This is a genomic window from Stackebrandtia nassauensis DSM 44728 (genome assembly GCF_000024545.1).
Lineage (GTDB): Bacteria > Actinomycetota > Actinomycetes > Mycobacteriales > Micromonosporaceae > Stackebrandtia > Stackebrandtia nassauensis.
Genome location: NC_013947.1, coordinates 6,151,720 through 6,177,273 on the forward strand (window position 1 = coordinate 6,151,720; position 25,554 = coordinate 6,177,273).

A 25,554-nucleotide genomic window follows, 5' to 3' on the forward strand; every position below is an offset into this window, starting at 1 on the left:
GACACACCGGTGCGGGTACTGATCGTGGACGACCAGACCCTGATGCGGCAGGGCCTGCGCAAACTGCTGGAGATCGAACCGGGCGTCACGGTGTCCGGTGCCGCCGCCAGCGGCCAGGAAGCCTTGGCGCTGTTGGCGACCACGACCGTGGACGTCGCGCTCGTCGACGCGAAGATGCCCGGCATGGACGGCGTCGCGCTGATCCGCCGGCTCGCGGCCGAGCACCCGTCGGTCGCCTGCGTCATACTGACCACTTTCGACGATGACGAGTACATCTTCGGCGGTCTGGCCGCCGGGGCCAGGGGTTTCCTGCTCAAGGACACGCCACCGGACGAGCTGGTCACCACGCTGCGCCGGGCCGCGGCCGGCGAGACCGTCCTGGGTTCGCCCGCCGCCGAACGGGTGGTGGCCCGGCTGCGGACCGACCCGCACGGCACCGGCCTGGAGGCATTGTCGGCCCGGGAGCGCGAGGTCGGCGACCTGATCGCGCAGGGCGCGCACAACCGGGAGATCGCCCGGCGGCTGTTCATCACCGAGGGGACGGTCAAGAACCACGTCACCGCGTTGCTGCGCAAACTCGGCATGCGCGACCGCACCCAGCTGGCGCTGTTCCTGGCCAAGCACCGCGATCAGCGGTGAAGGTTTCGTGGATCGTCACAGGCCCAGCAGCGGGCCCACCTCGCGCATCCCGGCGACCACCTCGTCGGCCCCGGCCTCCCGCAGCCGGTGCGGCGGCAGCAGCGCGGCATGGCCGATCACCCGGATCCCGGCGGCCTTGGCGCCGGTGATCCCGGCCGGGGAGTCCTCGATGACCACGCAGTCGGACGGGTCGACGCCCATCCGGGCGGCGGCGTGCAGGAACAGGTCCGGGGCCGGTTTGCCGTTCGGCACCTGGGTTCCGGAGTAGATGTTGCCGTCGAAGCGGGCGTCCAGGCCGGTGGTGGCGAGCCGCAGCGCGATCTCGTCGGGGGTGCCGGAGGAGGCGATGCAGTACGGGGTCGCGTTCCCGTCCAGGCGGTCCAGCAGTTCCTCAACGCCGTCGACGGTGGTCAGTTCACGGCTGAGCAGATCGTTGCAGCGGCTCTCGTAGACCGCGACGAAGTCGGCGGGCAGTTCCCGGCCCAGCCGCCGCTCGATCTCGGCGGCGCAGTCGGTGGTGCGTTTGCCCATGTAGTACTCCACCGACTCCTCGTAACTGGTGGGCAGCCCGTTCTCGGTGATCCACTCGGCGAAGACCATGTTGGACAGCCGCTCGGAGTCGACCAGGACCCCGTCGTTGTCGAAGATGACCAGTTTCGGGGTGGGGACCACGGTGTGCTCGCTTCCGGTGTCGAGGATCGGGACGCGTCCATCGTCCCCGAACCGGCCGCCCCGTGTCCGCCGTAACCGGCGTGAGGTCACCCACGCGCCCGCCGCAGCAGGGTCCCGATCACGACCGGCGCGACCAGCACCACGATCAGGCCCAGCAGCCCGAAGCCGTACCAGGGGTGCCAGGTGTCGGACGCGTAGGACACCGCCAGTGTCGCCGCCACCGAGGCCAGCAGTGCCACGGCATTGGCGGAGCCGAACACCCGGCCCGCGCGGCGTTCGTCGATGGCCGACAGCAGCAGCGTCCGCGAGGCGATCCGCGACAGCCCGAACACCAGCCCGCCGGGCAGGAACAGCAGCATCCCGGCCGGTCCGATGCTGGGTTGCAGGACGACGACCACCACGAGGCCGAGGAAGCCCGCCAGCGCGATGCGCAGGTCCTCGTGCCGTCGCCTTACTCGCTTGTAGACGAAACCGGCCAGGAGCATGCCGCAGCCCGCCAGCCCGTCCACCAGCCCGAGAGTGCCGGGCCCGTGGTGGAACATCTGGACCACCATCACCACGATGAGCACATTGGACACCGTGATGATCACGTTGGTCAGCGCGTACAGCGTGGCCAGCCGCTTGAGCGGCGGCTTCACGGGTGCGACGGTGGCCGTGGTCGCCGGTTCCGGCGTCGTCTCGGGCGCGGCGGTCCGGTTGCCCAGCGCCAGCCAGCACACCGCCGAGGCCCAGAAGCTGAGGCCGTTGAACACGAACAGCGGCTCCGGCCCGAACAGCTGCACCGCGACGCCACCGGCGGCGGTGGACAGCAGGCTCCCCGCCGAGGTGGCCATGTCGAAGTTCGCGCTGAACCGGCCCAGCCGTACTTCGGCGACCCGCTCCTTGACCAGCGCGTTGCTCGCCGCCAGGAACAACGTCGACAGCACCGCCAGCCCGAAGGTCACCGTGTACACCGCCGTCGGCCCCGGCACCCCCGCCGCCAGCGCGATCGGCAGCGCCACCGCCAGCACTCCGCTGAGCACGTCGCAGGCCAGGCACAGCCGCCGCCGGTCCAGCCGGTCGGCCAGCCGCCCGAACGGCACCGACAGCAGCGCCTGCGGGACGGCGGTGGCGATGAACACCCACGCGATCGCCATGGCCGAACGCTCGGTCGCCAGCACCAGCAGCGCCCCGGCGGTGAGCTGGATGTTGTTGCCCAGACAGGTGATGAGCGCGGCGGGCAGGATCAGCCGCTCGGCGCGGACGTCGGTCGTGGCGGTGTCGGGCGGGTGGGCGGTGAGGGTCATGGCGGGCCTTCGCGGAGGTGGGCGAGCGGGTCGTCCGCAAGATTGGCCGGTATTCCTGCCATCTGTTGTCAGGGAGACCGGATAGTTTTTCCGGCATGCGAGCCTCCCGACTGGTGTCGGTCCTGCTGCTGTTGCAGAACCGGGGCCGACTCACCGCCGCGCAGCTGGCCGCCGAACTGGAGGTCTCCGAGCGCACCGTCTACCGCGACATCGGCGCCCTGCTGGTGTCCGGGGTGCCGATCCGCGCCATCACCGGCCCCGAGGGCGGGTACCAACTACTGGACGGCTACCGCACCCGGCTGACCGGCCTGACCGCCGCCGAGGCCGAGTCACTGTTCGTGGCGGGGATCCCGTACGCCGCCGCCGGACTCGGTCTGGTCGGCACGCTGTCGGGCGCCCAGCTGAAACTGCTGGCCGCGCTGCCGCAGCAGGCCCGCGACCGGGCCACCGGATTCTCCGAGCGGTTCTACTTCGACGCGCCCAACTGGTACGCAGAACCCGACCAGACCCGGTTCCTCGGCGCCGTCACCGACGCCACCTGGAGCCAGCACCGGCTGCGCATCCGGTATCGCCGCTGGGAGGCGCCCCAGGAGGTCGAGCGGGTCATCGAACCGTTCGGCGTGGTGCTCAAGGCCGGTCGCTGGTACGTCGTGGCCCGCGTTGAGGGTTCGCTGCGCACCTTCCGGATCTCCCGGATCCTCGAACTGGACACTATGGACGAGGAGTTCACCCGTCCCGCCGACTTCGACCTCACCGCGCATTGGACGCGATACCTCGCCGAACTGTCGGTGCGGTTGCGCGCCCAGGAAGCGGTGGTGCGACTGTCGCCCGCCGCCGTGGCACTGCTGCCGGACCTGTGGCCACCCGACGCGGTCCGCGCCGTGGCCGACACCGGCGGCGCCCCCGACGCCGAGGGCTGGGTGACGGCGCGCATCCCGATCGAGAACCCCGAACACGCCGTGCGAGAACTGCTGCCGCTGGGCGCCGAGTTCGAGGTGCTGGAACCCGCGGCGCTGCGGCAGCGCGTCGCGGCGGCCACCGCGGCGCTGGCCGCCCGCCACGCCGACGCGACTACGGCCGGGTGCCCGCCGCCAGGAAAATCGGCACCGCGATGAAGGTGCGGCCCTCGGCGGCGCGCCGGTGCTGTTCGGCGAGCCAGTCCTTGCCGCCGGGGATGTCCTCGGCGGTCTCGGCGATGGTCCCCAAGAACGCCTCGGCGGGTGGCCGGAAGGAGTACATCTCCATGGTGACGTCGGTGAAACCGTTGTCCCGCAGCAGATTCCCGTAGCCCCGGGCGATGTTCGGCGACGGCATCCCGGCGGCGCGGGTGCGCACGATGCGCCGGGTCAGGTCGTGGTCGTCGGCGTCGACGACGAAGTGGTCCCAGTCCTGGCCGACCAGCACCGCCCGGCCCCCGGGCTTCAGCACCCGCAGCGCCTCGGCGATCGCGGCGCCCGGATCCTCGAGGGCGTGCAGCACCTTGTCGGCCCGGAAGCCGTCGACCTCGCCGTCGCCGAACGGCAGCCGCTCCGCCGGGGCGAGGTGGAAGTCCAGCTCGGACCAGCGTTGCCGGGCCGCGTCGATCATCACCTCGCTGGGGTCGACGCCGTGGGCGCGCACCCCGCGTCGCGCCAGTTCGGACACCGCCCGGCCACTGCCGCAGCCGACGTCCACGATCACCTGGCCGTCGGCGGGCCGCAGCAGGTCATAGCCGCGTTCGCGCAGCGCCACCGCGTCGGGAAGGTCGTCGAGGGCGTCGAGGCGTTTCAGCAGAACCGTCATGTCAGTCATGCCGACACGTTATGAGTTAATGTCGGCATGAAGTCAACCGAGCTGAATGTGACGCTCACCATAGGCGAGGCCGCCGCGCGGTTCGGCCTGGCGACGCACGTGCTGCGGCACTGGGAGTCCATGGGGTTGTTGTCGCCCAGGCGAAACGGAGACCGGCGCCGCTACGGCGAGGAGGATCTGTACCGGATCGCGCTGGTGGTGCGGGGCAAGCAGGCGGGCCTCAGCCTGGAGGACATCGCCGAACTGCACCAGGCGCGCGGCGGCGCGGCCCGCAAACAGATCCTGCGGCAGCAGCGGACCGCGCTGCTCAAACGCATCGCCGAGGCGCAGGCCGCACTGGAGCTCATCGACCACGGACTGGGCTGCCCGCACGAGGACCTGTTGGAGTGCACCAAGTTCCGTCACAGTGTCGCCGAGCTCGTCGATCTCACCGTGCCGGGGTCCTAGAGTGGCCAGCATGAAGCTGCGCCTCCCGACCCTGGACGACCTGCCCGGCCTGCTCGCCCTCAACAACGCCCACGCCGTCGAGCTCGCCCCCGAGACCGACGAGAGTTTCGGCGAGCTGGTGTCGGTGGCGTGGCGGGTGCGCGCCGTCGACGAGGCGGCGGGCATGTGCATCGCCTTCGACCAGGACACCGACCGCGACTCGGAGAACCTGAACTGGTTCCGGGCCCGGTACGAGCGCTTCGCCTACGTCGACCGGATCGTGGTGGACCCCAAGTCGCGCGGCCTTGGCCTGGCGCGACGGTTCTATGAGGACGTCATCGAGGCGGCCCGGGCCGAGGGCCACACGCTGCTGTGCGCCGAGGTCAACCTCGACCCGCCCAACCCCGCCTCGGACGCCTTCCACGCGGCCATGGGTTTCGAGGCCGTCGGGCAGGCCAAGCTGGGCACCCGCGACAAGTCCGTCCGGTACTTCACGCTGCGGATGTGATCCGTGACGGGATAACCCTTGCCCCCCAGGGCTGGGAGCGCTTCCATTCGACTGTGGATATAGAGTCTCACTCGTCCGCGTGAGCCCCGATCCCGTCGCGCGGACCGCCCCCTTGATGACATAGGAGATCCCCCTTGAAGCGATTCACCCGTGCCCTGACCACCGCGGCCGCCATCGTCGTGCTCGCCTTCTCCGGCGTGGCCGCCACCAGCACCGCCGCGGCCGCCGGCGAGGTCGGCGCGCTCGGCTGCACCGCCACCGGAGCCGACAAGGACTCCACCGCCTACAACAAGGCGTTCACCACCACCGTCAACATCCGCAGCGGCCGCAGCACCAACTGCGTCGCGCTGGGCGTCGGCTACACCAGCCACACCGTCGACATCCACTGCTCCTCGTACTACGGCGGCACGTACTGGACCTACCTGCGCAACGTCTCCACCGGCGTGAAGGGCTGGGTCAAGACCGACCTGCTGGACTGGCCGAACCACCGTCTGGTGATCTGCTGATCCCGGTTGAGCGAACCCGGCCCGGCCACCGCTTGTCGCGGTGGCCGGGCCGTTTCCGTTCAGGCCAGTTCGCGCAGGTCGGCCGAGGTCAGTCGCAGCGCGCCCGCGGCGACGTTCTCCTCCAGGTGCGTCGGGGAACCGGTTCCGGGTATGAGCAGTATGGACGGTGACCGGGCCAGCAGCCAGGCCAGCGCCACCTGCGGGACGGTGGCGCCGACACGGTCGGCCACGGCCTTGGCCCGCGCGGTGGTGTCCTCGTCGAAGCCGCTGACCGGGAAGAACGGAACGAACGCGATACCGGCGGCCTCGCAGGCGTCGACGAGTTCGTCGTGTTTGCGGAAGCCGAGGCTGTAGCGGTTCTGGACGCACACAAGCTCGGTGACCTTGCGGGCGAGCTCGTACTGGGCCAGGCTCACGTTGGAGATGCCCAGGTGCCGGATCAGTCCCTCGTCGCGAAGGGCCGTAAGGGTTTCCAGCGACTCCTCGAGGGTCCCCTCCTCCGGGGTCACCGCGCCGTCCCAGCGCAGGTTCACCAGGTCCAGCCGGTCGACGCCCAGTTCGGACAGGTTGGTCTCCACGGCGCGGCGCAGGTTCTCGGGGGTGATGCCGCGCCGCTTCCCCGGCGGCAGGTCCTCCCCGGCGGCGAAGATCGGCCCCACCTTGGTGGCGATGGCCAGTCCCTGCGGGTAGGGGTGCAGCGCGGAGCGGATCAGTTCGTTGGCGGCCACGCCGTCGCGCGAGTAGTAGTGACAGGTGTCGATGTGGTTGACGCCGAGTGCGACGGCGCGGCGCAGCACCGCCAGCGCGGTGTCGCGCTCGGGCCGTCGGTCCGCCGAGGGCCAGCCGGTCAGCGGCATCGCCCCGAAGCCGACCCGGTGCACCTCGATGTCCCCGCCCAGTTTCCATCCCCCGGCGGTCGCGGCCGGGACGCGTTGGTTTGTCATGGGACACACCCAATCAGACGGCCGGGTCGCGATCGGGTGCCCCGGCCGGGTTCGGCGAAAACCCGGCCGGGTTAATCTGAGAAAAGGGGATACGAATGTCTACCGGTCTCAAGCCGCCAGTTCGCGGCGGAGGAAGTCGCCGGTGTGGGAGCCGCGGGTGTCCAGCAGTTGCCGCGGGGTGCCCTCGAACATGACCCGGCCGCCGGAGCTGCCGCCGTCGGGGCCCAGGTCGATGATCCAGTCGGCGTGCTTGATGACGTCCATGTTGTGCTCGATGATGATGACGGTGTTCCCGCTGTCCACCAGGTGATCGAACAGGCCCAGCAGTTTCTCGATGTCGGACATGTGCAGCCCCGTGGTGGGCTCGTCCATCACGTACAGGCGATTGAGGCGAGCGGAGAACGAGCTTGCTCGGGCTCCCGAGCCGATTGAGCCTGTCGGAGCAGGCGAAGCCTGCGAATACATGCTGCTCAGTTCGGTGGCGAGCTTGATGCGCTGGCACTCGCCGCCCGACAGCGTGTTGAGCGGCTGCCCGAGGGTCAGGTAGTCGAGGCCGACGTCGTTGAGGGCCCGCAGCACGGTGCGCAGTTTCTTCTCGGTGAAGAACTCGGCCGCCTCCTCGGCGGTCAGGTTCAGCACGTCGCTGATGTTCTTGCCCCGCACGGTGTGCGCCAGCACCTCGCTCTTGAAGCGTTTGCCCTCGCAGGTCTCGCACGGGGTCTTGACACCGTCCATGAAGGCCAGATCGGTGTAGATGACGCCGTGGCCCTGGCAGTCGGGGCAGGCGCCGTCGGAGTTGAAGCTGAACAGCGAGGGCTTGACACCGTTGACGTTGGCGAACAGCTTGCGGATGCCGTCGGCCAGGCCGGTGTAGGTGGCGGTGTTGCTGCGGCGGTTGGCCGCCACCGCGGTCTGGTCGATGACGATCGCGTCGGGGTGCTGGGTCAACAGGCCCTCGGTCACCAGGGTGCTCTTGCCGGAACCGGCTACCCCGGTCACGACGGTCAGGACCCCGGCCGGGAAGTCGACGCTGACGCCGGAGACGTTGTGGGAGTTGACGTCGGCGACCGGGTACTTGCCGTTGGCGGCCCGGGTCTCGTCCTTGAGCCCCGAGCGGCGGCGCAGTTGGGCGCCGGTGGGGGTGTCGGCCTCCTTCAGCCCGGCCACCGGTCCTTCGTAGACGATGGTGCCGCCGTGGGTGCCCGCGCCGGGACCGACGTCGATGACGTGGTCGGCCACCGCGATGACGTCCGGGTCGTGTTCGACGACCAGGACCGTGTTCCCCTTGTCCCGCAACTTGACCAGCAGTTCGTTCATCCGGTGCACGTCCCGGGCGTGCAGGCCGATGGAGGGCTCGTCGAAGATGTACATCATCTCGGTGAGACTGGAGTTGAGGTTGCGGACGGTCTTGATGCGCTGCGACTCCCCGCCCGACAGCGAACCGGTCGCGCGGTGCAGGCTCAGGTAACCCAGGCCGATGGTGATCAGGTGGTCGAGCCGTTCCAGGAGGCTGTCCAGGACCCGCTGCGAACTACCGCCGTCCACTCCGGACAGCACCCGCACCAGGTCGGTGATCTCCATGCTGGCCATCTCGGCGATGTGGAGACCGGCGAGCTTGCAGGAGCGGACCTTCTCGTTGAGCCGCAGGCCCTCGCACGCGTCGCACACCCCGGTGGTGGTGAAGCGCTCGAAGATCGCCCGGTTGCGGTCCGACATCTCCTCGGCGCTCTTGCTCATGATCAGCCGGGTGAACTTCTCGACGGCGCCCTCGTACTTGGAGTTGATCGTGCCGCCCTCCCACGCGAACGGGATCTTCGCGTCGGTGCCGTGGAACAGGATGTCCAGCTCCTCCTTGCCGTATTCGGCGAGTGGCTTGTCCATGTCGAAGAAGCCGGAGGCGGAGTACATGTTCCAGAACCACTTGCCCACCTTGAAGTCCGGATGCAGCAGCGCGCCCTCGTTCAGCGACTTCGACATGTCGACGAACTCGTCCATGTCGACGGTGACGACCCGGCCGAGGCCCTGGCACCGCTCGCACATGCCCGCCGGGTCGTTGAACGAGAAGACGTAGGCGCCGCCGATGTTCGGGCTGCCGACACGGGAGTACAGCAGCCGCAGCAGGGTGTAGATGTCGGTGATGGTGCCGACCGTCGAGCGCGAGTTGCCGCCCAGCCGCTGCTGGTCGATGATGATCGCCGCCGACAGGTTCTCGATCGCGTCGGCGTCGGGCTGTCCGTACTTGGGCAGGAAGCCGCGGACGAAGGCGGAGTGGGTCTCGTTGATCTGGCGCTGGGCCTCGGCGGCGACGGTGTCGAAGACGATGGAGGACTTCCCGGAGCCGGAGACGCCGGTGAAGACGGTGATGCGGTGCTTGGGGATCGTGATGTCGATGTTCTTGAGGTTGTTCTCGCGCGCGCCGGTGATGTCGATGCTCGTACTGCCCGAGTGCACTGTATGTACCCCTATACTCAAGTTTTAGGTCTTCTTCCGGAGCTGCCTATCTTGCCACGCACCCCCGACATCGGCCAGTCGAATTTCGGTGGCCGCGACCGTCACTCCGGCGCGATCGCGGCCACCAGCCGGGTCACCAGATCACCGTCCCCCTCACCGGCCAGCACCCCGGGCAGCGTCAGGTCCTCCAGCAGCAACCCGGTCATCGCCAGATAGAGCAGCACCGGCGTCACCCGGTCGCCGCGACGCTGCCAGGTCTCGTATCCGGCGATGATGTTGTCGAGGTTGACGCGGAACCGTTCGGTGAAGAAGTCGCGCAGGTCGGGCCGCCGCGCCGCCTCCAACCGCAACTCGAACAACGCCAGGTACCCGGCCCGATCGACGCGGGCCCGCTCGGTGATCTCGCGCATCTGCGCGATCAGCAGCTCCAGCCCCTCACCGGGCGGCGGCTGGTACTCCTCGGCGGGCGGGCTCAACCGGACGAACACGTACTCGGCCGCCTGCCGCAGCAGCTCGTCGCGTCCGGAGAAGTAGTTGGACGCGGTGCCCACCGGCACCCCCGCCTCGGTGTCGACGGCGCGGAAGGTGAGGCCGCGCGCGCCCTGCGCGGCGAGGACCTCGACGGCGGCGTCGAGCAGGGCGGTGCGGCGTCGCGGATTACTGACCATGGGATCTACCTCTCACAAATTAGGACTTGCCAAACCACTATGCATGAAGTACTTTACTTGAAGTACTTCAAACGAAGTGGTTATATTCAAGCACGAGAGGCACCCATATGCGAAACCTGGTCTACTACATCGCCCTGTCGATCGACGGCAAGATCGCCGGCCCCGACGACGAGGTCGAGTTCTACCCCTCCTCGGAGGACTACATGAACTGGATGAACACCGAGTTCCCCGACGTGTTGCCGAGCCATTTCCGCGCGCAGCTCGGCCTGTCGGACACCCCCAACCCGAATTTCGACACCATCGTCATGGGCCGCCGGACCTATGACCCCGGCTGGAAGAACGGGATCCCCAGCCCGTACGCGCACCTGCGTCAGTACGTGTTCTCGCGGTCCCTGGAGAGCAAGCACCCGGACGTCGAGATCGTGTCCACCGACCCGGTCGCCAAGGTCCGGGAGCTGAAGCGGGAGGACTCCGACAAGGACATCTACCTGGCCGGTGGCGGCGAGTTCGCCGGGCAGCTGCTCGGCGAGATCGACAAGCTGGTCATCAAGTACTACCCGGTGGTGGCCGGGGCCGGGCGGGACGGCTTCGGCTCGACCTTCAACCCGACCCTGTTCGACCTGACCGAGGTCAAGACCTTCGACGGCGGCAACGCCGTCCTGTACTACGACAAGAAGAAGTAATGGAACGTGACGCGGCTCTCCGATCCCGGTTGTCACGGATCGGAGGGCCGCGTTGTCCTCAGGTCATGGGCGGACGGCGAGCGTCCGCCGGACGATGAGGAGACCGCGATGCGGATGAACGCCAACCACCGCCTGGGCGCCGTCGTGACCGCGACACTGGTCCTGGGCTCGGTGTCGATCCTGACGACCGGGGTGTGGTGCCGGATCGACCCGGCGGGTTTCGCCGAGTTCACCAACTGGCCCGAGCACGAGCACTTCCTGCACGACGCCGGGGTGTTCCAGATGGGCATCGGCCTGATGATGGCCGCCGCGATCTGGTGGCGGGACGCGGTCGCGGTGGTGCTGGGCGGTTTCGTCTTCACCAACACCTTCCACGCCTACAACCATTACGTGGACATGGATTCCGGCGGCAACCCCTCCGACTGGTGGAACCTGGCGCTGGTCTCGGCGATCGTCGCGGTCGGGCTGGTGTTCCGGCTGCGGACGCTGCGCCGCCGGGCCGTGGCGGCCGGGAACGGCTGACGCGTCGCGCGTCAGCGGCCGCCGGTCACAGGTTCACCGGCAGCTTCTCGACTCCGTACACGATGGACAGTTCGCGGAACTTCAGTTCCTCGAACGGCACCGCCAGCCGCAGGTTCGGGAACCGGCGCAGCAGCGCCGGGTAGGCGATCTGGAGTTCGATGCGGCCCAGTTCGGCACCGACGCAGCGGTGCAGTCCGTAGCCGAAGGCCACGTGCGGCGGCATGTCGCGGAAGATGTTGACCTTCTCGGCGTCCGCGCCGAAGGCGGAGTCGCGGTTGGCGCCCGACAGCGAGGCCAGCACGACCTCGCCCTTCCGGACGACCTGGCCGTTGGACAGTTTCACGTCCTCCAGCGCGAACCGCGGGAAGGCCACCTGCACGACGGTCAGGTAGCGCAGCAGTTCGTCGACGACCGGGACGACCTTGTCGTCGTCGTCGCGGACCATCGCGAAGTGCTCGGGTTTGGTCATCAGGTGCAGGGCGCCCAGTGCCAGCATGCTCGCGGTGGTCTCGTGGCCGCCGATGAGGATGCCGTCGGCGATCTCGGTGAGTTCGGCGTCGGAGATGTTGTCGCCGTGTTCGCGCACCAGCATGCCCAGCAGGTTGTCCCCCGGTTCGGCGCGCTGTTGCGCCACCAGGCCGGACAGGTACTCCAAAGTGTCCTGAACGGCGGCCAGGCAGCCCTCGATGTCGCCCAGGAAGTCGAAACGGGACTCCGACAGCCGCTGGAAGTCGGCGCGGTCCGGGTACGGGACACCGAGCAGTTCGCTGATCACCAGGGAGGGGATCGGCACCGCGAACGCGTCGACCAGGTCGACGCCGTCCCCGGCGGCCTCCATCGCGTCCAGGCGTTCGGCGACGATCTCCTCGATACGCGGGATCAGCCGCCGCAGCCGCCGCATCGTGAACTCGGGTGTGAGCATCTTGCGCAGCCGGGTGTGGTCGGGCGGATCCTTGAATCCCAGGCCACCCGGGTTGACGTCCTTGAGGAAGGCGAGGTCGTCTTCAGCCGTCATCTTGGCGAAGTCATTGCTGAACTTGTTCGACCCGAGCACGGTACGGGTGTCCTCGTAGCCGGTCACCAGCCAAATCGGCGGGCCGATCGGGTATTGCACCCTGCTCACCGGGTTTTCGGCACGGCGGCGCGCCAGTTCAGGCACGGGATCAAGACCGTCGCGCTGAAACATCACGAGGTTGAAGGGTTCGTCGGACATCGATACTTCCTCATCTATCTGCCGCAGGAAGCATACGGGCCGGAACCGGCCCGCCTTCATCACACCGGGCAGTTGGGGCTGTCGTCCTTCAATCGTCGGTCATCCGCCGTTTCAGGACTACCGCTCGGTAAGTGCTTTGTGCCACACTAGGTGGCGCACAATTTAGTAAGACACTCTTACTATCTCCCCACCCCTCAACCCCCGAGGAGCAACAAGTGAAACGCCGCACCGTTTTGCTGGGCACCACCGTCGCCGTCGGCGGCGCGACCGGCCTGGCCGGAAGCCTGTGGCACCAGGCCTTCGCCGACCCCGCCCAACCCGGACCCAGCCCCTACGGCGACCTGCTCGAGGCCGACGCCAACGGCATCCGGCTGCCGGAGGGCTTCACCTCCCGTGCCATCGGCGAGTCCAGTAAAGACGTCGCCGGTTACACGTGGCACGACGCCCCCGACGGCGGCGCCTGCTTCGAGACCGAGGACGGCTGGATCTACGTGTCCAACAGCGAGATCGAGAACAACGAGGGTGGCGCCTCGGCCGTCCGCTTCACCGCGGACGGCGAGATCCACTCCGCCTACCGGATCCTGGGCGGCACCGAACGCAACTGCGCCGGGGGTGCCACCCCGTGGGGCACCTGGCTTTCCTGCGAGGAGACCGAACGCGGCGAGGTCTACGAGACCGACCCGACCGGCGAGAAGGAGGCCGTCGTCCACCCGGCGATGGGCCGGTTCCAGCACGAGGCCGCCGCCTGCGATCCCGACCGCAAGGTCGTCTACCTGACCGAGGACGAGAGCGACGGCTGCTTCTACCGGTTCACGCCCGACAACTGGGAGGACCTGTCGGCCGGACGGCTCGACGTGCTGACCGAGTCCGACGGAACCCTGGCCTGGGAGGAGGTCCCCGACCCGCTGGCCGAGGACGAGGAGACCCGGTTCCAGGTGTCGTCGGCCAAGAAGTTCGACGGCGGCGAAGGTTGCTGGTACACCAACGGCATCTGCTACTTCACCACCAAGGGCTCCAACACCGTGTGGGCCTTCAACGCCGCCGACGACACCATCGCCGTCGCCTACGATGACGACGAAGTGGACGGTGATGCCCCGCTGCACGGCGTGGACAACATCACCGGCGCCCGCTCCGGCGACCTGTTCGTCGCCGAGGACGGCGGCGACATGGAGATCAACATCATCACGCCCGACGAGGTCGTCGCGCCGTTCCTGCGCATCGAGGGGCACGACGAATCCGAGATCTGCGGACCGGCGTTCTCCCCCGACGGGAAGCGGTTCTACTTCTCGTCGCAACGCGGCAGCGGCGGTTCCGACTCCGACGGAATCACTTATGAAGTAACCGGTCCCTTCCGCGATTCCGCCTAATCGGGTGTTGTGAGTCACGGCTCGCTTCCGATATCGTCACCCACAGTTGATAGCCGGATTCGGAAGCGAGCCCCATGAAGCCGTACGTTTTAATCCACTGTGACTACAGTGAGTACACGGCGGCGCTGCGCGCCGACGCCCGCTCCGGCCTTTTCGGACAGGACCTCTCGCTGCCCTCCCGCTGGTGTTTCGACGGCCGGGGGCGGCGGCTCTTCGGACGGCTGGCGGCCGGGAGCCACTCCCGGCTGTTCCGCGCCGAGGCCGAGGTGCTGACCGACTGCGCGACCGAGTTCGCCGAGTACACCCGCGCCCGGCACCTGATCCAGCTGGGACCGGCCGGATCGGTGCCGCCGCTGTTGTTGGCCGACTCGCTGATCGCGGCCGGGAAACTGACCGCTGTGTCGAGTCTGGACACCCCGCACGCCGAGGTGCCCGAGTACCCGGCCGGGTTCCCCCGGCTCGACCTGCGGCACGTCATCGCCGACGCGCTGCGGCGGCTGCCCGAACTGCCCGACCCGCCCCGGCTGATCCACTGCCCCGCCGCCGGATTCGCCACTTTGGACCGTGGCGAGCGGCTGCGGCTGCTGACGCTGCTGCGGGACCGGTGCGAGCCCGGCGACCACCTGCTGGTCGCCGCGCCGCTGGCCGAGGTGCCCGGCGGCAGTGCCGAGTTCTTCGACGACCCCGCCGGGCTGGGCGCCGAGTTCAACCGCAACGTCCTCAACGTCGTCAACCACACCCTGGACGCCGACGTCACCTGCACCGCCTTCGAGCACGTGGTGTCGACGCCGCGACCCGACCGGCTGGAGTTGCGGCTGCGGGCCCGGGTGGGGCTGCGCATCGAACTGCGCACCCTCGGCTTCCACATCGACGTCGACCAGGGCCGGGAACTGCGGACCTTCCGGCTGTTCGGGCTCAGCGCCGAGACCCTGTCGGCCGAACTGGAACGCACCGGGTTCACCGTCACCGAATCCCGGCACGACCGCCGGGAGCTGGTGACGCTGGCGCTGGCCGAGGCGGCCTTAACCGTCCGCCCTAGTAGGGCACGGTCTCGATCCAGCCGCCGTCGACCAGGTAGTCGATCACCTGCCCGATCGCCTCGTCCACCGCGATCTCCGAGGTGTCGACGGTCAGGTCGGCGTTCTTGGGAACCTCGTAGGGGTCGGTGATGCCGGTGAACGACTCGATGACCCCGGCGCGGGCCTTGGCGTACAGGCCCTTGCGGTCGCGTTCCTCGCACACCTCCAGCGGCGTGGACACGTGCACCAGGATGAAGTCGGCCCCGGCCTCGGCGGCCATCCGGCGGGCCTCGGCGCGTCCGGCGGCGTAGGGCGCGATCGGGCAGCACAGCGCGACGCCGTGGTGGTGCGCGACCTCGCTGGCCACGTAAGCGATCCGGCGGATGTTGGCCTCGCGGTCGGTGCCGGAGAAGCCCAGTTCGCTGGACAGCAGCCGCCGCACCACGTCGCCGTCGAACAGCGAGACGGTGCGTTCGCCGGTCTCCAGCAGCGCGTCGTAGACACCCCGGGCGATGGTGGACTTGCCCGAACCCGACAGGCCGGTCATGAACACGACCACGCCGCGTTTGCGGCGCGGCGGCCGGGCGCGGCGCAGTTCGGCGGCCACGGCGGGCGGGGTGTGCCAGTCGGGCAGCCCGAAACCGCGGTCCAGCATGTCGGAGATCTCGGACGGGCTCATCGCCTGGCGACGGAACGGCGGCTCGACGTCCTCCAACGCGCGCCACTGGCCGTCGCGGGCGTCGTAACACAGCTGCCGGGGCAGCATGATCCGCACGCCGGAGCCACCGGCGGCGAAGCTGCGGCCCATGGACAGCAGGTGGGTGGCGCCGTAGGCGGCCGCGACCCGCGAGGACAGCAGTCCGTCGCGGACGTCGTCGCCGCGCTGCGACAGCGGCACCGCCACGATCGTCGACTTGGGCAGCCGGTCCCGGGCGGCCATGATGCTGCGCACCAGTACCGCGGGCGGCAGCCCGTCGGGGCCCAGCCCCGCGACCGGGATCAGGATCAGGACGTGGGCGGCCAGGGTGTGGGCGGCGCGCGAGATCTCGGCCAGCTGCGGCCGGTGCAGCGGTCGGTCGGCGATGACGCCCAGCACCCGCTGCGTGGTCAGGGTCTCGCGGGTGGCGGCCGGGGTGGCGCGCAGCCGTCTGAACGGCCCGTGCAGCACCTCGCCGATGCGCCGCACCGGCCCGGCGACCCGCACCGAGCCGTCCCCGACCGGGGTCAGCTCGACGGCGTCCACGGCCGCGACCGGCACGCCCTCGGGGTCGGTGAGCACCAGCACCCGGCTCATCGGCGAACTGGAATCCAAAGAGGACACGGTATCGGCGGGCACGTGCAGGGTCACCGGCGTCGGCCACTGTGTCCCATCGGCGAGGGTCCCGGCGGCGGCGACACTGTCGACGTCCTCGGTCCCCAGGAACCGGTTCAGCGGCGCGTACGCCCCCGACAGCAGCAGCTCGAGGTCGGCCAGCTCATGCGGCCGAGGAGTGTATGAAGGCGCGTCGGCCAGAACTTCATCGGGCAGCACCCAGTCGGAAACCACACCGCTCCCCTTCCTTGCCGTGGCTGTCGTTGCAACAGTCTTGCAGGCCGCGTCGTCTCCATTCCATCGCGGTGCGCGCTGCGACGCGTCCCACGATCGGCCAGAGGATTCTGCCGGGTCCACCGAGTCACCCGTGGCGATCGAATCGGCTCGCCAACTCGGTCGGTTACCCTGTCGACAGCGGACAGCGTCGTCCTCCGCAACCGACTCGTGGGAAGACTTAATCGTGGACACGACTCTCGAAGACGACGATGCCGGGCTGCGCGCCGATATCCGGCGGCTGGGCTCGCTGCTGGGTGACAGCCTGGTCCGCCAGGAGGGGCAGCAACTGCTCGACCTGGTGGAGGAGATCCGGCATCTGGTGCGCACCGACGCCAAGGCCGCCGCGCAGCGACTGGCCGAGCTGTCCGTCGACACCGGCATGAACCTGGCGCGGGCGTTCGCGCTGTACTTCCACCTGGCCAACATCACCGAACAGGTACACCGGGCCCGGGAGCTGCGGCGCCGCCGGGTACGGCGCGGCGGCTGGCTGGAGGAGGCCGCCACCGAGATCAAGGCCGAGGGCCTGGACGCCGACCGCATCGCCAAGGCGGCGCGCGGCCTGGAGGTCAGCCCGGTCTTCACCGCGCACCCCACCGAGGCCGCGCGACGCTCCATTTTGACCAAACTGCGGCAGCTCGCCGACGTGCTGGACTCCGAGGCCGCCGAGGCGGCGCTGGCGGGTCAGGCGGACACCGCCGCCACCGACCTGCGGCTGGCGGAGCTGATCGATCTGCTGTGGCAGACCGACGAGGTGCGCATCAACCGCCCCGAGCCCACCGACGAGGCCCGCAACGCCGTCTACTACCTCACCGACCTGTACGCCGACGCCGCGCCACGGGTGCTGCGGGACCTGGCGCAGGTGCTCACCGAACTGGGTGCCGAACCGTCGCTTTCGGACTCTCCGCTGCGGTTCGGGACCTGGATCGGCGGCGACCGCGACGGCAACCCCAACGTCACCCCCGAGGTCACCAGGCGGGTGCTGACGCTGCAACACGAGCACGGCATCCGGGCCGCCGAGTCCATGGTGGAGTCGATGATCTCGGAACTGTCGGTCTCGCAGCAACTGCGTCCGGCGACCCCCGAGTTCATGGCCAGCCTCGAAGCCGACCTGGCCGCGCTGCCCGAACTGCCGCCCCGGTTCAGGCGCGTCAACTCCGCCGAACCGTACCGGCTCAAGGCCCGCTGCGTGCGCGCCAAACTCGCCGCCACCCGGGCCCGGCACGCGTCGGGCACCGCGCACGTGCCCGGCCGCGACTACGCCGACGGCACCGAGCTGTACACCGACCTGGAGACCTTCTACGACTCGCTGACGGCCTCGACCGGCGGCCTGGCCGCCGAGGGACGGCTCGCCGACTCGATGCGCGTCGTCGCCGCGTTCGGCCTCCATCTGGCCACGATGGACATCCGCGAGCACGCGGCCAAGCACCACGCCGCCCTCGCCGAACTGTTCGACCGGCTGCGTCCCGACGACGACCTCGACAAGCCCTACGGCGACCTGTCCCGCGCCGAGCGCTTCGCCCTGCTGGCGGCCGAACTCGACTCCCGCCGCCCGCTGCTCACCCCGGCGGCGGCCCTGTCCCCCGAGACCCGCAAGACCCTCGACGTGTTCCGCTGCATCGTCTCGGCCCAACGCCGCTTCGGACCCCAAGTCGCCGCCACCTACATCGTGTCGATGACCCAGGGCCCCGACGACCTGCTCGCGGCGGCCGTCCTGGCCCGCGAGGCCGGACTCGTCGACATCCACGCCGGACGCGCCGACATCGGCTTCGTCCCGCTGCTGGAAGGCGTCCCGGAACTGGAAGCGGGCCGCCAGATCTGGAACGACCTGCTCAACACCCCCGCGTACCGCAGGATCGTCGACGCGCGCGGCGGCATCCAGGAGGTCATGCTCGGCTACTCCGACTCCAACAAGGAGTCCGGCATCGCGGCCAGCCAGTGGGCGATCCAGTCGGCGCAACGCGAACTGCGCGACGCGGCGGCCGAACACGGCGTCCGGCTCCGCCTGTTCCACGGCCGGGGCGGCACCGTCGGCCGCGGCGGCGGCCCCACCCACGAGGCCATCCTCGCCCAGCCGTACGGCACTTTGGACGGAACCATCAAGGTCACCGAACAGGGCGAAGTCCTGTCCGACAAGTACACCCTCCCGGTCCTGGCCCGCGAGAACCTCGAACTCACGGTCGCCGCCGTCCTCAAGGCGACCCTCCTGCACGACACCCCGCGCCACGACGCGTCCACTCTCGACGTCTGGTACGGCACCATGGACCGCCTCAGCGGCTCGGCCCGCACCGCCTACCGCTCCCTGATCGACCATCCCGGCCTGCCCGAGTACTTCTGGGCGGTCTCCCCCACCGAACTGTTGGGCGCGTTGAACATCGGCTCCCGCCCGGCCAAACGCCCCGACGCCTCGGCGGGCCTGGACGGCCTGCGCGCGATCCCGTGGGTGTTCGGCTGGACCCAGTCGCGCCAGATCGTGCCGGGCTGGTTCGGCGTCGGCACCGGCCTGGCCACCGCCCGCGAAGCGGTCTCCGACGAGGTCCTCTCGGCCATGTACGAGCGGTGGCAGTTCTTCTCCACCTTCATCTCCAACGTCGAGATGACCCTCGTCAAGACCGACATGGACATCGCCGAACGCTACGTCGACACCCTCGTCCCACCCCGCCTTCGCCCGCTGTTCGACACCATCCGGGCCGAACACGCCCGAACCGTCACCGAGGTGCTTCGCCTGACGGGCAAGTCGGAGCTGCTGGCCGACAACCCCCAACTGCGCCGCACCCTGGCCGTCCGCGACCGCTACCTGGCCCCCCTGCACCACCTCCAGATCGCACTGTTGCACCGCCACCGCGAATCCGCCACCGACGACCCCAGCCTGACCCGCGCCCTGCTGACCACCGTCAACGGCATCGCCGCCGGAATGCGCAACACCGGCTAGGAACGCTCAAGCCCCACGCGCGACGGTCGGGTCGGGCGTGGGGCTTTCGCGGTTGTCGTCGTTACTTGAAGGCCAGGGAGATTTCCTTGGCCGAGGGCTTGTCGTTCCAGCTGCAGGAGCCGGTCACGTTGGCCCACACGGCTTTCATCTTCCCGCGCGGGGAGATCTTCAGTTCGGCCTTGGTGGTCTTGTCCGACACCTGGAACAGCAGCGTGACCTCGGACGGGCTGAACAGGGAGCTGGTGCCGTCGGTGGTCTGGGAGCTCTGGTCGGCCTTGAAGCTCTCCTTGCCCTTGGAGTCGGTGGCCTTGCCCTCGTTGGGGTTGAGGGAGAAGAGTTCGCGTTCCTTGAGGGTCCAGTCGACGCCGGGTTCGTGGCTGCCGGGGGCGAAGCCGTAGACGGAGTCGGTGGTCATGTCGGAGATGGGGACCGAGACCCACACCTTGCCCTTGTCGGCCCAGCCCTTGGACTCGATCCACGGGGCCTTGGTGGCGGCGCCGACCTTCATGCTGATGTTGAGGGTGCGCTTTTCCTTCTCGTACTGGGCGCCCGCGTCGGCGGTGATCTTGCCCTTGCTGTCGTAGTCCACCGGGTCATCGGACTCGAGGCCGCCGTTGTAGTAGCCGTCGATCTGTTCGGAGCGCTTGCCGTCGCGCAGGTTGATCGTCTGGGACTTCTCCTCGTCGGTGACGGTGAGTTTGACGTCGGCCTTGGCGGGGATGACCGCGGCGATGGCCTCGCTGGGGCCGGGGAGGCGGTCGAGCGGGCGCTTCTTGTCGTTGACCGTCAGTTCCGCCTTGACCTTCTCGTTGGAGTGGACCTGGCTCTTGCCGTCCATGATGGCGAGGAAGAACTCGGAGTCGTCGGGGACGGCCATGGGCTGGTCGAAGCCGTAGACGCGGGCGTTGTCCTCGGGCACCTCGGTGGTGGCGGTGTAGCCCGAGACGGCCAGCTTGTAGTGGGGGCCGATGAGCATCCCGGGCTTGTCGCCGTCCTCGGAGAGGTAGGGCTTGTCGGGGCGGAGGTCCTTCGCCTTGGTGATGACGGTGTGCTCTGCCGGCGCGGTCAGCGTGCCGCCGATCGAAGCGCAGGAGGCGGCGGTGGCCAGGAGGGCGGCGGCCACGAGGGGCGCGGCGACGCGCCTGAGCGTTGAACTCGGCATGGGCACAAATATATGCGGCATACCTGGTGTGGCGTACCTCCGGTCATCCCATGTGAGCCAGCTGTACGGGTGATGTCACGTTGAGTTCCCTTGGGGCAGGCGAACTTTCGTACGACTCATATGCCACTCTGGTCACACCCGCCTCTCGCCCCATAGTGCACACCTAGGAGAAGCCCATGGTGATGGGCCCCACCCACGCCGTGTCCGGAGCCGCCGCCTGGCTGGTGGCTTCCGCCGTCGCCGAAACGGCCTTCAACTTCCATCAGGGACCCACCACCCTCGCCCTGGGAACGGTCGCCTGCACCGGCGCCGCACTTCTGCCCGATTTGGACTGTTCCGGTCGGGTGCTGAAGAACAAGGGCGGCGCGACGGTCGCGCGCACCTTCGGTGTCGCCTCGCTGTTCCTGGCCGAGTGCGTCGAGAAGTTCTCGCTCGGCGTCTACAAGATCACGAGGAGCAAAAAGGACGGTAAGAAGTCCAACGGCCACCGCACCTTCACCCACACCTGGCTCTTCGCGGCCCTGCTGGGCGTCGGGGTGGGGGCGCTGGCGTACAACTTCGGCAGACCCGCGGTCGCCGCGATGATGTTCCTGCTGACGGGTCTGGCGATTCGCGGCGTCATGAACGACTGGGCCAAGAAGCAGGGCTGGTGGATCATCACGCTGATATCGCTGGCGGTGGCGGTCGGGTTGCATCAGGAGTTGCCCGACCATCGGCCCTATGTGGTCCTGGGCGCGGCGGTGGGCATCGGCTGCGTCGTGCACACCTTCGGCGACATGATCACCAAGATGGGCTGCCCGGTGCTGTTCCCGGTGCCGATCCAGAAGCGACGGTGGAAGGACATCGGCGTTCCCGACAAGATCGCGATCCGCGCGGGCAGCAAGGTCGAGGAGAAGGTGCTGATGCCGCTGTTCGTCACCATCGCGGTGGCGGCACTGCTGTTCACCTCGGCGGAGGTGCGCGGCACCGTCGGCGGCTGGATGGTCGCCGCGGGAAACCTGATCGGTTAAAAGTCACTGTCGATTCGTCCGAGGGCGCGAGTATTGTCGACCCTCGGCGCACGATTCTGTCGACGCCTGTCCGTTATGCCCTTTTTCATGGGATTTTTGGGGTGCCAATGTCGTCGAAAGACCTCTCCGGCCTGCTGAACGCCGCCCTGGACGAGCCGGGCCTGGCGCGGGTTCGCGAACTCGCCGCCGAAGGCGGCCCGACGGCCGAGCAGGTTCACGTGACCGCTCCGGCCGCGGCGCGGCCGTTCACCGTCGCGGCGTTGGCGCAGGCCGAACGCACCGTGCTGGCCGTGACCGCCACCAGTCGCGAGGGCGAGGAGCTGACGCAGTCGCTAGCCGGGCTGCTGCCGGACGGGTCGGTGGCCTTCTACCCCGCCTGGGAGACGCTGCCGCACGAGCGGTTGTCGCCGCGAAGCGACACCGTCGGGAAGCGGCTGGCGCTGCTGCACCGGCTGGCCCATCCGCAGGGCGCGCCGCTGCGGGTCGTGGTGGCGCCGGTGCGCAGCCTGCTGCAACCGCAGCTGAAGGGCCTCGGCGACCTGAAGCCGGTGCGGCTGGCCGTCGGCGAGTCCACCGACCTGTCGGATCTGGCCGCCGAGCTGTCCGATCTGGCGTACGCGCGGGTGGACCTGGTCGAGAAGCGCGGCGAGTTCGCGGTGCGCGGCGGCATCCTGGACATCTTCCCGCCCACCGACGAGCATCCGTCCCGTGTGGAGTTCTTCGGCGACGAGATCGAGTCGATCCGCTCGTTCGCGGTCGCCGACCAGCGGTCGCTCGACAAGGCCGACACGCTGTTCGCGCCGCCGTGCCGGGAACTCTTGCTGTCGCCGAGGGTGCGCGAGCGCGCCGCCGAACTGGGTCAGCAGCACCCGGGTCTGGCCGAGCTGTGCGAGCAGCTGGCGCAGGGCATTCCGGTGGAGGGCATGGAATCGCTGACCCCGGCGCTGCTGGGTGCCGACCAGCTGGAGCTGTTCGTGCAGACGATGCCGCGCGGCACCGTCGTGGTCCAGTGCGACCCGGAGCGGATCCGTTCCCGCGCCCACGATCTGGTGGCCACGAGCGAGGAGTTCCTCCAGGCCAGCTGGGCGGCGGCCGCCACCGGCGGCAAGGCCCCCATCGACCTGGACGCGGCCGCGTTCAAGAGCCTGTCCGACGTGCGCCAGGCCGCGTCCGACCACGGCTGCCCGTGGTGGTCCATGGGTCCGTTCGGTGTCACCGAGGACCTCAGCCCGGCGCAGCTGGAGGAACGCAAACGCGCCCGCGAACTCGCGGAGATCACCGGCGAGGGCTTCGAGGAACTGGTCGTCGCCGACGAGACCTCGGTGACCGTCACGGCGACCCCGGCACCGCTGTACCACGGGAACTCGGTCAAGGTCACCGGCGACGTCAAGCGGTGGACGAACGACGGCTGGCGGGTGTGCCTGGTGTTCGCGGGCCACGGCCTGGCCGAACGCGCCGTGGAGCAGCTGGCCGAGGCGGGCGTGGGCGCCAGCCTCGCCGACTCGGTGACCCGGCCCGACAGCGATGGAAACCCCACGGCCCCAACCGAACCCGCGATCTGGGCCAGTGCGCCGGACGACGGGCTGGCCGGTGGCAGGCAGCCGGGACCGGTGGGCGGCGCGGACCTGAACTCCCCCTTCACGCCACCGACCGCGTCGTCCAAGGCCGACGCGGGCCAAGGTGGAGCCGGGGCGAGCGGCGGTAGCCAAGCGGGCGGCCCGGCCGACGCGGGCCATTCGGGACCAGGCTCGGTCGGCTTCGGCGGTTCGGCCGCCACAGCCGACGCGGGCCATTCGGGACCAGGCTCGGTCGGCTTCGGCGGTTCGGCCGCCACAGCCGACGCGGGTCGAGCGGGCGGCTCCGGGCGGGCCGGGGCCGTGGCGGCCGGTGCCGCTGGCCACGCCGTGACGGGCACCGTCGGCCGCGACGGCTCGGTGGCCGTACTGCGGCCGGGCCACGTCACCGTCACCGTCGGCGGGCTGAGCCACGGCATCGTCGACGAGGCCGCGAAACTGGCGATCCTCACCGGCGACGACATCTCCGGCGGCAAGGGCGCCACCACCCGCGACATGCGCAGGATGCCGTCGCGGCGCAAGGGCGGGGTCAACCCGCTCGAACTGTCCAATGGCGACTATGTCGTGCACGAGCAGCACGGCGTCGGCCGCTACATCGAACTGGTGCGCCGCACCGTCAACGGCGCCGAGCGCGAGTACCTGGTCATCGAGTACGCCGCCAGCAAACGCGGCCAGCCCGCCGACCGGCTGTTCGTGCCGACCGACGCGCTCGACCAGCTGACCCGCTACGTCGGCGGCGAGATGCCCAGCGTCCACAAGCTGGGCGGTTCCGACTGGCAGAAGGCGAAGTCGCGCGCCAAGAAGGCCGTCCGCGAGATCGCCGCCGAACTCATCAAGCTGTACGCGGCGCGGCAGGCCACCGAGGGCCACGCCTTCGGGCCGGACACGCCGTGGCAGCGCGAACTCGAGGACGCGTTCCCGTACCAGGAGACCCCGGACCAGGCCGGAGCCATCGACGAGGTCAAGTCGGACATGATGGGCCGCACCCCGATGGACCGGCTCATCTGCGGCGACGTCGGCTACGGCAAGACCGAGATCGCGGTGCGGGCCGCGTTCAAGGCGGTCACCGACGGCAAGCAGGTCGCGGTGCTGGTACCCACGACGCTGTTGGCCAGCCAGCACCTGAACACCTTCACCGAGCGGATGTCGCAGTTCCCGGTGACGATCAAGCAGCTGTCGCGGTTCCAGACCGACGCCGAGGCCGAGCAGATCCGCAAGGGCCTGATCGCGGGCGAGGTCGACATCGTGGTCGGCACCCACCGGCTGTTGCAGACCGAGACCCGGTTCAAGGACCTGGGTCTCGTCATTGTGGACGAAGAGCAGCGGTTCGGCGTCGAGCACAAGGAGAAGCTGAAGGCGCTGCGCGCCCACGTCGACGTGCTGGCGATGTCGGCGACGCCGATCCCGCGCACCCTGGAGATGGCGATCACCGGCATCCGCGAGATGTCCACGATCACCACCCCGCCGGAGGAGCGGCACCCGGTGCTGACCTTCGTGGGCGGCTACGAGGACAAGCAGGTCGGCGCCGCGATCCGGCGCGAGCTGCTGCGCGACGGCCAGGTGTTCTACCTGCACAACCGGGTCGAGTCGATCGAGAAGGCCGCCACCCGGCTGCGCGAGATCGTGCCGGAGGCGCGGGTCGTGGTCGCGCACGGCAAGATGGGCGAGAACCGGCTGGAACAGATCATGCAGGACTTCTGGAACGGCGAGTTCGACGTCCTGGTGTCCACGACGATCATCGAGTCGGGCATCGACATCCCCAACGCCAACACCCTGATCGTGGAGCGCGCCGACCTGCTGGGTCTGTCGCAGCTGCACCAGATCCGGGGCCGGGTGGGCCGGGGCCGGGAACGCGCCTACGCCTACTTCATGTATCCGCCGGAGAAGCCGCTGACCGAGCAGGCCCACGAGCGGCTGGCGACCGTCGCGCAGCACACCGAACTGGGCGCGGGCATGTACGTGGCCATGAAGGACCTGGAGATCCGGGGCGCGGGCAACCTCTTGGGCGGCGAGCAGTCCGGGCACATCGCGGGCGTCGGCTTCGACCTGTACGTGCGGATGGTCGGCGACGCGGTGCGCACCTTCAAGGGCGCCAAGGAGGAGATCCTCACCGAGGTCAAGATCGACCTGCCGGTGGACGCCCACATCCCCTACGACTACATCCCGGTGGAACGGCTGCGGCTGGAGATGTACCGCAAGCTGGCCGAGGTCCGCGACGACGCCGAACTGGACGAGGTCCGCACCGAGATGGCCGACCGCTACGGCGATCTTCCCGCCGAAGTGGACAACCTGGTCCACGTCGCCCGGTTCCGGCTGCTGGCCCGCGCCGCCGGTCTGTCCGATGTGTCGCTCCAGGGCCGCCACATCCGGCTGTCGTCGATCACGCTGTCGGACTCCAAACAGCTGCGCCTCAAGCGCCACTACCCCGACTCGGTGTACAAGAAGGCCGCCGAGCTGATCTCGGTGCCGCGCCCGCACACCGCGCGGGTCGGCGGGTCCCCGATGGAGGGCCCGGCACTGTTGCAGTGGTGCGCCGAACTCATCAAGGACGTGACCGAGGCACCAGCCCCGGCCGCTACTCCTGCATGAATTAAGG

Annotated in this window: 19 protein-coding genes and 3 pseudogenes; 13 read left to right on the forward strand and 9 right to left on the reverse strand. The window is 69.3% G+C overall.

What is annotated here, in order from left to right:
- Positions 1-42: 42 nt before the first annotated feature.
- On the forward strand, positions 43-639 hold the full coding sequence (locus SNAS_RS28650; RefSeq protein WP_052305334.1) for a response regulator: 597 nt from the start codon (positions 43-45) through the stop codon (positions 637-639).
- Positions 640-654: 15 nt separating this feature from the next.
- On the opposite strand, the gene SNAS_RS28655 is transcribed toward SNAS_RS28650, so the two are convergent.
- Both SNAS_RS28655 and SNAS_RS28660 read right to left on the reverse strand, forming a co-directional pair.
- Positions 655-1,401 (reverse strand): HAD family hydrolase, encoded by a 747-nt coding sequence (locus SNAS_RS28655; RefSeq protein WP_013020990.1) that lies wholly within the window; start codon positions 1,399-1,401, stop codon positions 655-657.
- Positions 1,398-2,597: an MFS transporter gene (locus SNAS_RS28660; protein ID WP_013020991.1), complete on the reverse strand. Its 1,200-nt coding sequence runs from the start codon at positions 2,595-2,597 to the stop codon at positions 1,398-1,400. Before SNAS_RS28660 ends, SNAS_RS28655 begins: the two co-directional genes overlap by 4 nt.
- 95 nt (positions 2,598-2,692) lie before the next feature.
- Between SNAS_RS28660 and SNAS_RS28665 the strand changes: the two genes are divergently transcribed.
- Entirely contained in the window at positions 2,693-3,712 is a 1,020-nt protein-coding gene (locus tag SNAS_RS28665) for a helix-turn-helix transcriptional regulator (RefSeq protein WP_013020992.1), read from the forward strand.
- Here the strand turns inward: SNAS_RS28665 and SNAS_RS28670 are convergent.
- A complete protein-coding gene (locus SNAS_RS28670; protein ID WP_013020993.1) occupies positions 3,669-4,388 on the reverse strand; it encodes a methyltransferase domain-containing protein in 720 nt (239 codons plus the stop codon). The genes SNAS_RS28665 and SNAS_RS28670 overlap by 44 nt on opposite strands.
- A gap of 27 nt (positions 4,389-4,415) precedes the next feature.
- Between SNAS_RS28670 and SNAS_RS28675 the strand changes: the two genes are divergently transcribed.
- The 3 genes from SNAS_RS28675 (at position 4,416) to SNAS_RS28685 (ending at position 5,828) form a co-directional block, all read left to right on the forward strand.
- Positions 4,416-4,835 (forward strand): MerR family transcriptional regulator, encoded by a 420-nt coding sequence (locus SNAS_RS28675; RefSeq protein ID WP_013020994.1) that lies wholly within the window; start codon positions 4,416-4,418, stop codon positions 4,833-4,835.
- Positions 4,836-4,845: 10 nt separating this feature from the next.
- Positions 4,846-5,322, forward strand: a complete 477-nt coding sequence (locus tag SNAS_RS28680) for a GNAT family N-acetyltransferase (protein ID WP_013020995.1) — start codon at positions 4,846-4,848, stop codon at positions 5,320-5,322.
- 134 nt (positions 5,323-5,456) lie between these two features.
- Entirely contained in the window at positions 5,457-5,828 is a 372-nt protein-coding gene (locus SNAS_RS28685) for a hypothetical protein (RefSeq protein WP_013020996.1), read from the forward strand.
- A gap of 59 nt (positions 5,829-5,887) precedes the next feature.
- Here SNAS_RS28685 and SNAS_RS28690 read toward each other — a convergent pair whose 3' ends face one another.
- The 3 genes from SNAS_RS28690 to SNAS_RS28700 all read right to left on the reverse strand — a co-directional run bounded on the left by SNAS_RS28690 (position 5,888) and on the right by SNAS_RS28700 (position 9,891).
- Entirely contained in the window at positions 5,888-6,772 is an 885-nt protein-coding gene (locus SNAS_RS28690; RefSeq protein ID WP_013020997.1) for an oxidoreductase, read from the reverse strand.
- Positions 6,773-6,880: 108 nt separating this feature from the next.
- Positions 6,881-9,223, reverse strand: coding sequence for an ATP-binding cassette domain-containing protein (locus SNAS_RS28695; RefSeq protein WP_013020998.1), 2,343 nt, complete (start codon positions 9,221-9,223; stop codon positions 6,881-6,883).
- 101 nt (positions 9,224-9,324) lie between these two features.
- Positions 9,325-9,891 (reverse strand): TetR/AcrR family transcriptional regulator, encoded by a 567-nt coding sequence (locus SNAS_RS28700; protein ID WP_013020999.1) that lies wholly within the window; start codon positions 9,889-9,891, stop codon positions 9,325-9,327.
- Positions 9,892-9,998: 107 nt separating this feature from the next.
- Between SNAS_RS28700 and SNAS_RS28705 the strand changes: the two genes are divergently transcribed.
- Both SNAS_RS28705 and SNAS_RS28710 read left to right on the forward strand, forming a co-directional pair.
- Positions 9,999-10,574: a dihydrofolate reductase family protein gene (locus SNAS_RS28705; RefSeq protein ID WP_013021000.1), complete on the forward strand. Its 576-nt coding sequence runs from the start codon at positions 9,999-10,001 to the stop codon at positions 10,572-10,574.
- Positions 10,575-10,682: 108 nt separating this feature from the next.
- Positions 10,683-11,096: a hypothetical protein gene (locus tag SNAS_RS28710; RefSeq protein WP_013021001.1), complete on the forward strand. Its 414-nt coding sequence runs from the start codon at positions 10,683-10,685 to the stop codon at positions 11,094-11,096.
- Between the two features lie 25 nt (positions 11,097-11,121).
- On the opposite strand, the gene SNAS_RS28715 is transcribed toward SNAS_RS28710, so the two are convergent.
- Entirely contained in the window at positions 11,122-12,309 is a 1,188-nt protein-coding gene (locus SNAS_RS28715; RefSeq protein WP_013021002.1) for a cytochrome P450, read from the reverse strand.
- Between the two features lie 215 nt (positions 12,310-12,524).
- Here SNAS_RS28715 and SNAS_RS28720 point away from each other — a divergent pair, with 215 nt between their 5' ends.
- Together SNAS_RS28720 and SNAS_RS37030 are read left to right on the forward strand one after the other, a co-directional pair.
- On the forward strand, positions 12,525-13,676 hold the full coding sequence (locus SNAS_RS28720; RefSeq protein ID WP_013021003.1) for an alkaline phosphatase PhoX: 1,152 nt from the start codon (positions 12,525-12,527) through the stop codon (positions 13,674-13,676).
- Positions 13,677-13,750: 74 nt separating this feature from the next.
- Positions 13,751-14,680, forward strand: a pseudogene (locus SNAS_RS37030) (L-histidine N(alpha)-methyltransferase); the annotation flags it as partial.
- A gap of 31 nt (positions 14,681-14,711) precedes the next feature.
- On the opposite strand, the gene cysC reads toward SNAS_RS37030, so the two are convergent.
- Positions 14,712-16,241 carry an adenylyl-sulfate kinase gene (gene cysC / locus SNAS_RS28725; RefSeq protein ID WP_013021005.1) on the reverse strand — a complete coding sequence of 510 codons (1,530 nt, stop codon included), beginning with the start codon at positions 16,239-16,241 and terminating at the stop codon, positions 14,712-14,714.
- Between the two features lie 226 nt (positions 16,242-16,467).
- Between cysC and ppc the strand changes: the two genes are divergently transcribed.
- Positions 16,468-19,212, forward strand: a complete 2,745-nt coding sequence (gene ppc / locus SNAS_RS28730) for a phosphoenolpyruvate carboxylase (RefSeq protein ID WP_013021006.1) — start codon at positions 16,468-16,470, stop codon at positions 19,210-19,212.
- A gap of 61 nt (positions 19,213-19,273) precedes the next feature.
- On the opposite strand, the gene SNAS_RS28735 is transcribed toward ppc, so the two are convergent.
- Complete coding sequence (locus SNAS_RS28735; protein ID WP_144300672.1) at positions 19,274-20,374, reverse strand: hypothetical protein; 1,101 nt, start codon at positions 20,372-20,374, stop codon at positions 19,274-19,276.
- Positions 20,375-20,550: 176 nt separating this feature from the next.
- Here SNAS_RS28735 and SNAS_RS28740 point away from each other — a divergent pair, with 176 nt between their 5' ends.
- The 3 genes and pseudogenes from SNAS_RS28740 to mfd all read left to right on the forward strand — a co-directional run.
- On the forward strand, positions 20,551-21,384 hold the full coding sequence (locus SNAS_RS28740) for a metal-dependent hydrolase (protein WP_013021008.1): 834 nt from the start codon (positions 20,551-20,553) through the stop codon (positions 21,382-21,384).
- A gap of 107 nt (positions 21,385-21,491) precedes the next feature.
- Positions 21,492-22,913: pseudogene (locus tag SNAS_RS37855) on the forward strand (transcription-repair coupling factor); the annotation flags it as partial.
- Between the two features lie 423 nt (positions 22,914-23,336).
- Positions 23,337-25,547 (forward strand): annotated as a pseudogene (mfd, locus tag SNAS_RS37860) (transcription-repair coupling factor); the annotation flags it as partial.
- Positions 25,548-25,554 lie beyond the last annotated feature (7 nt).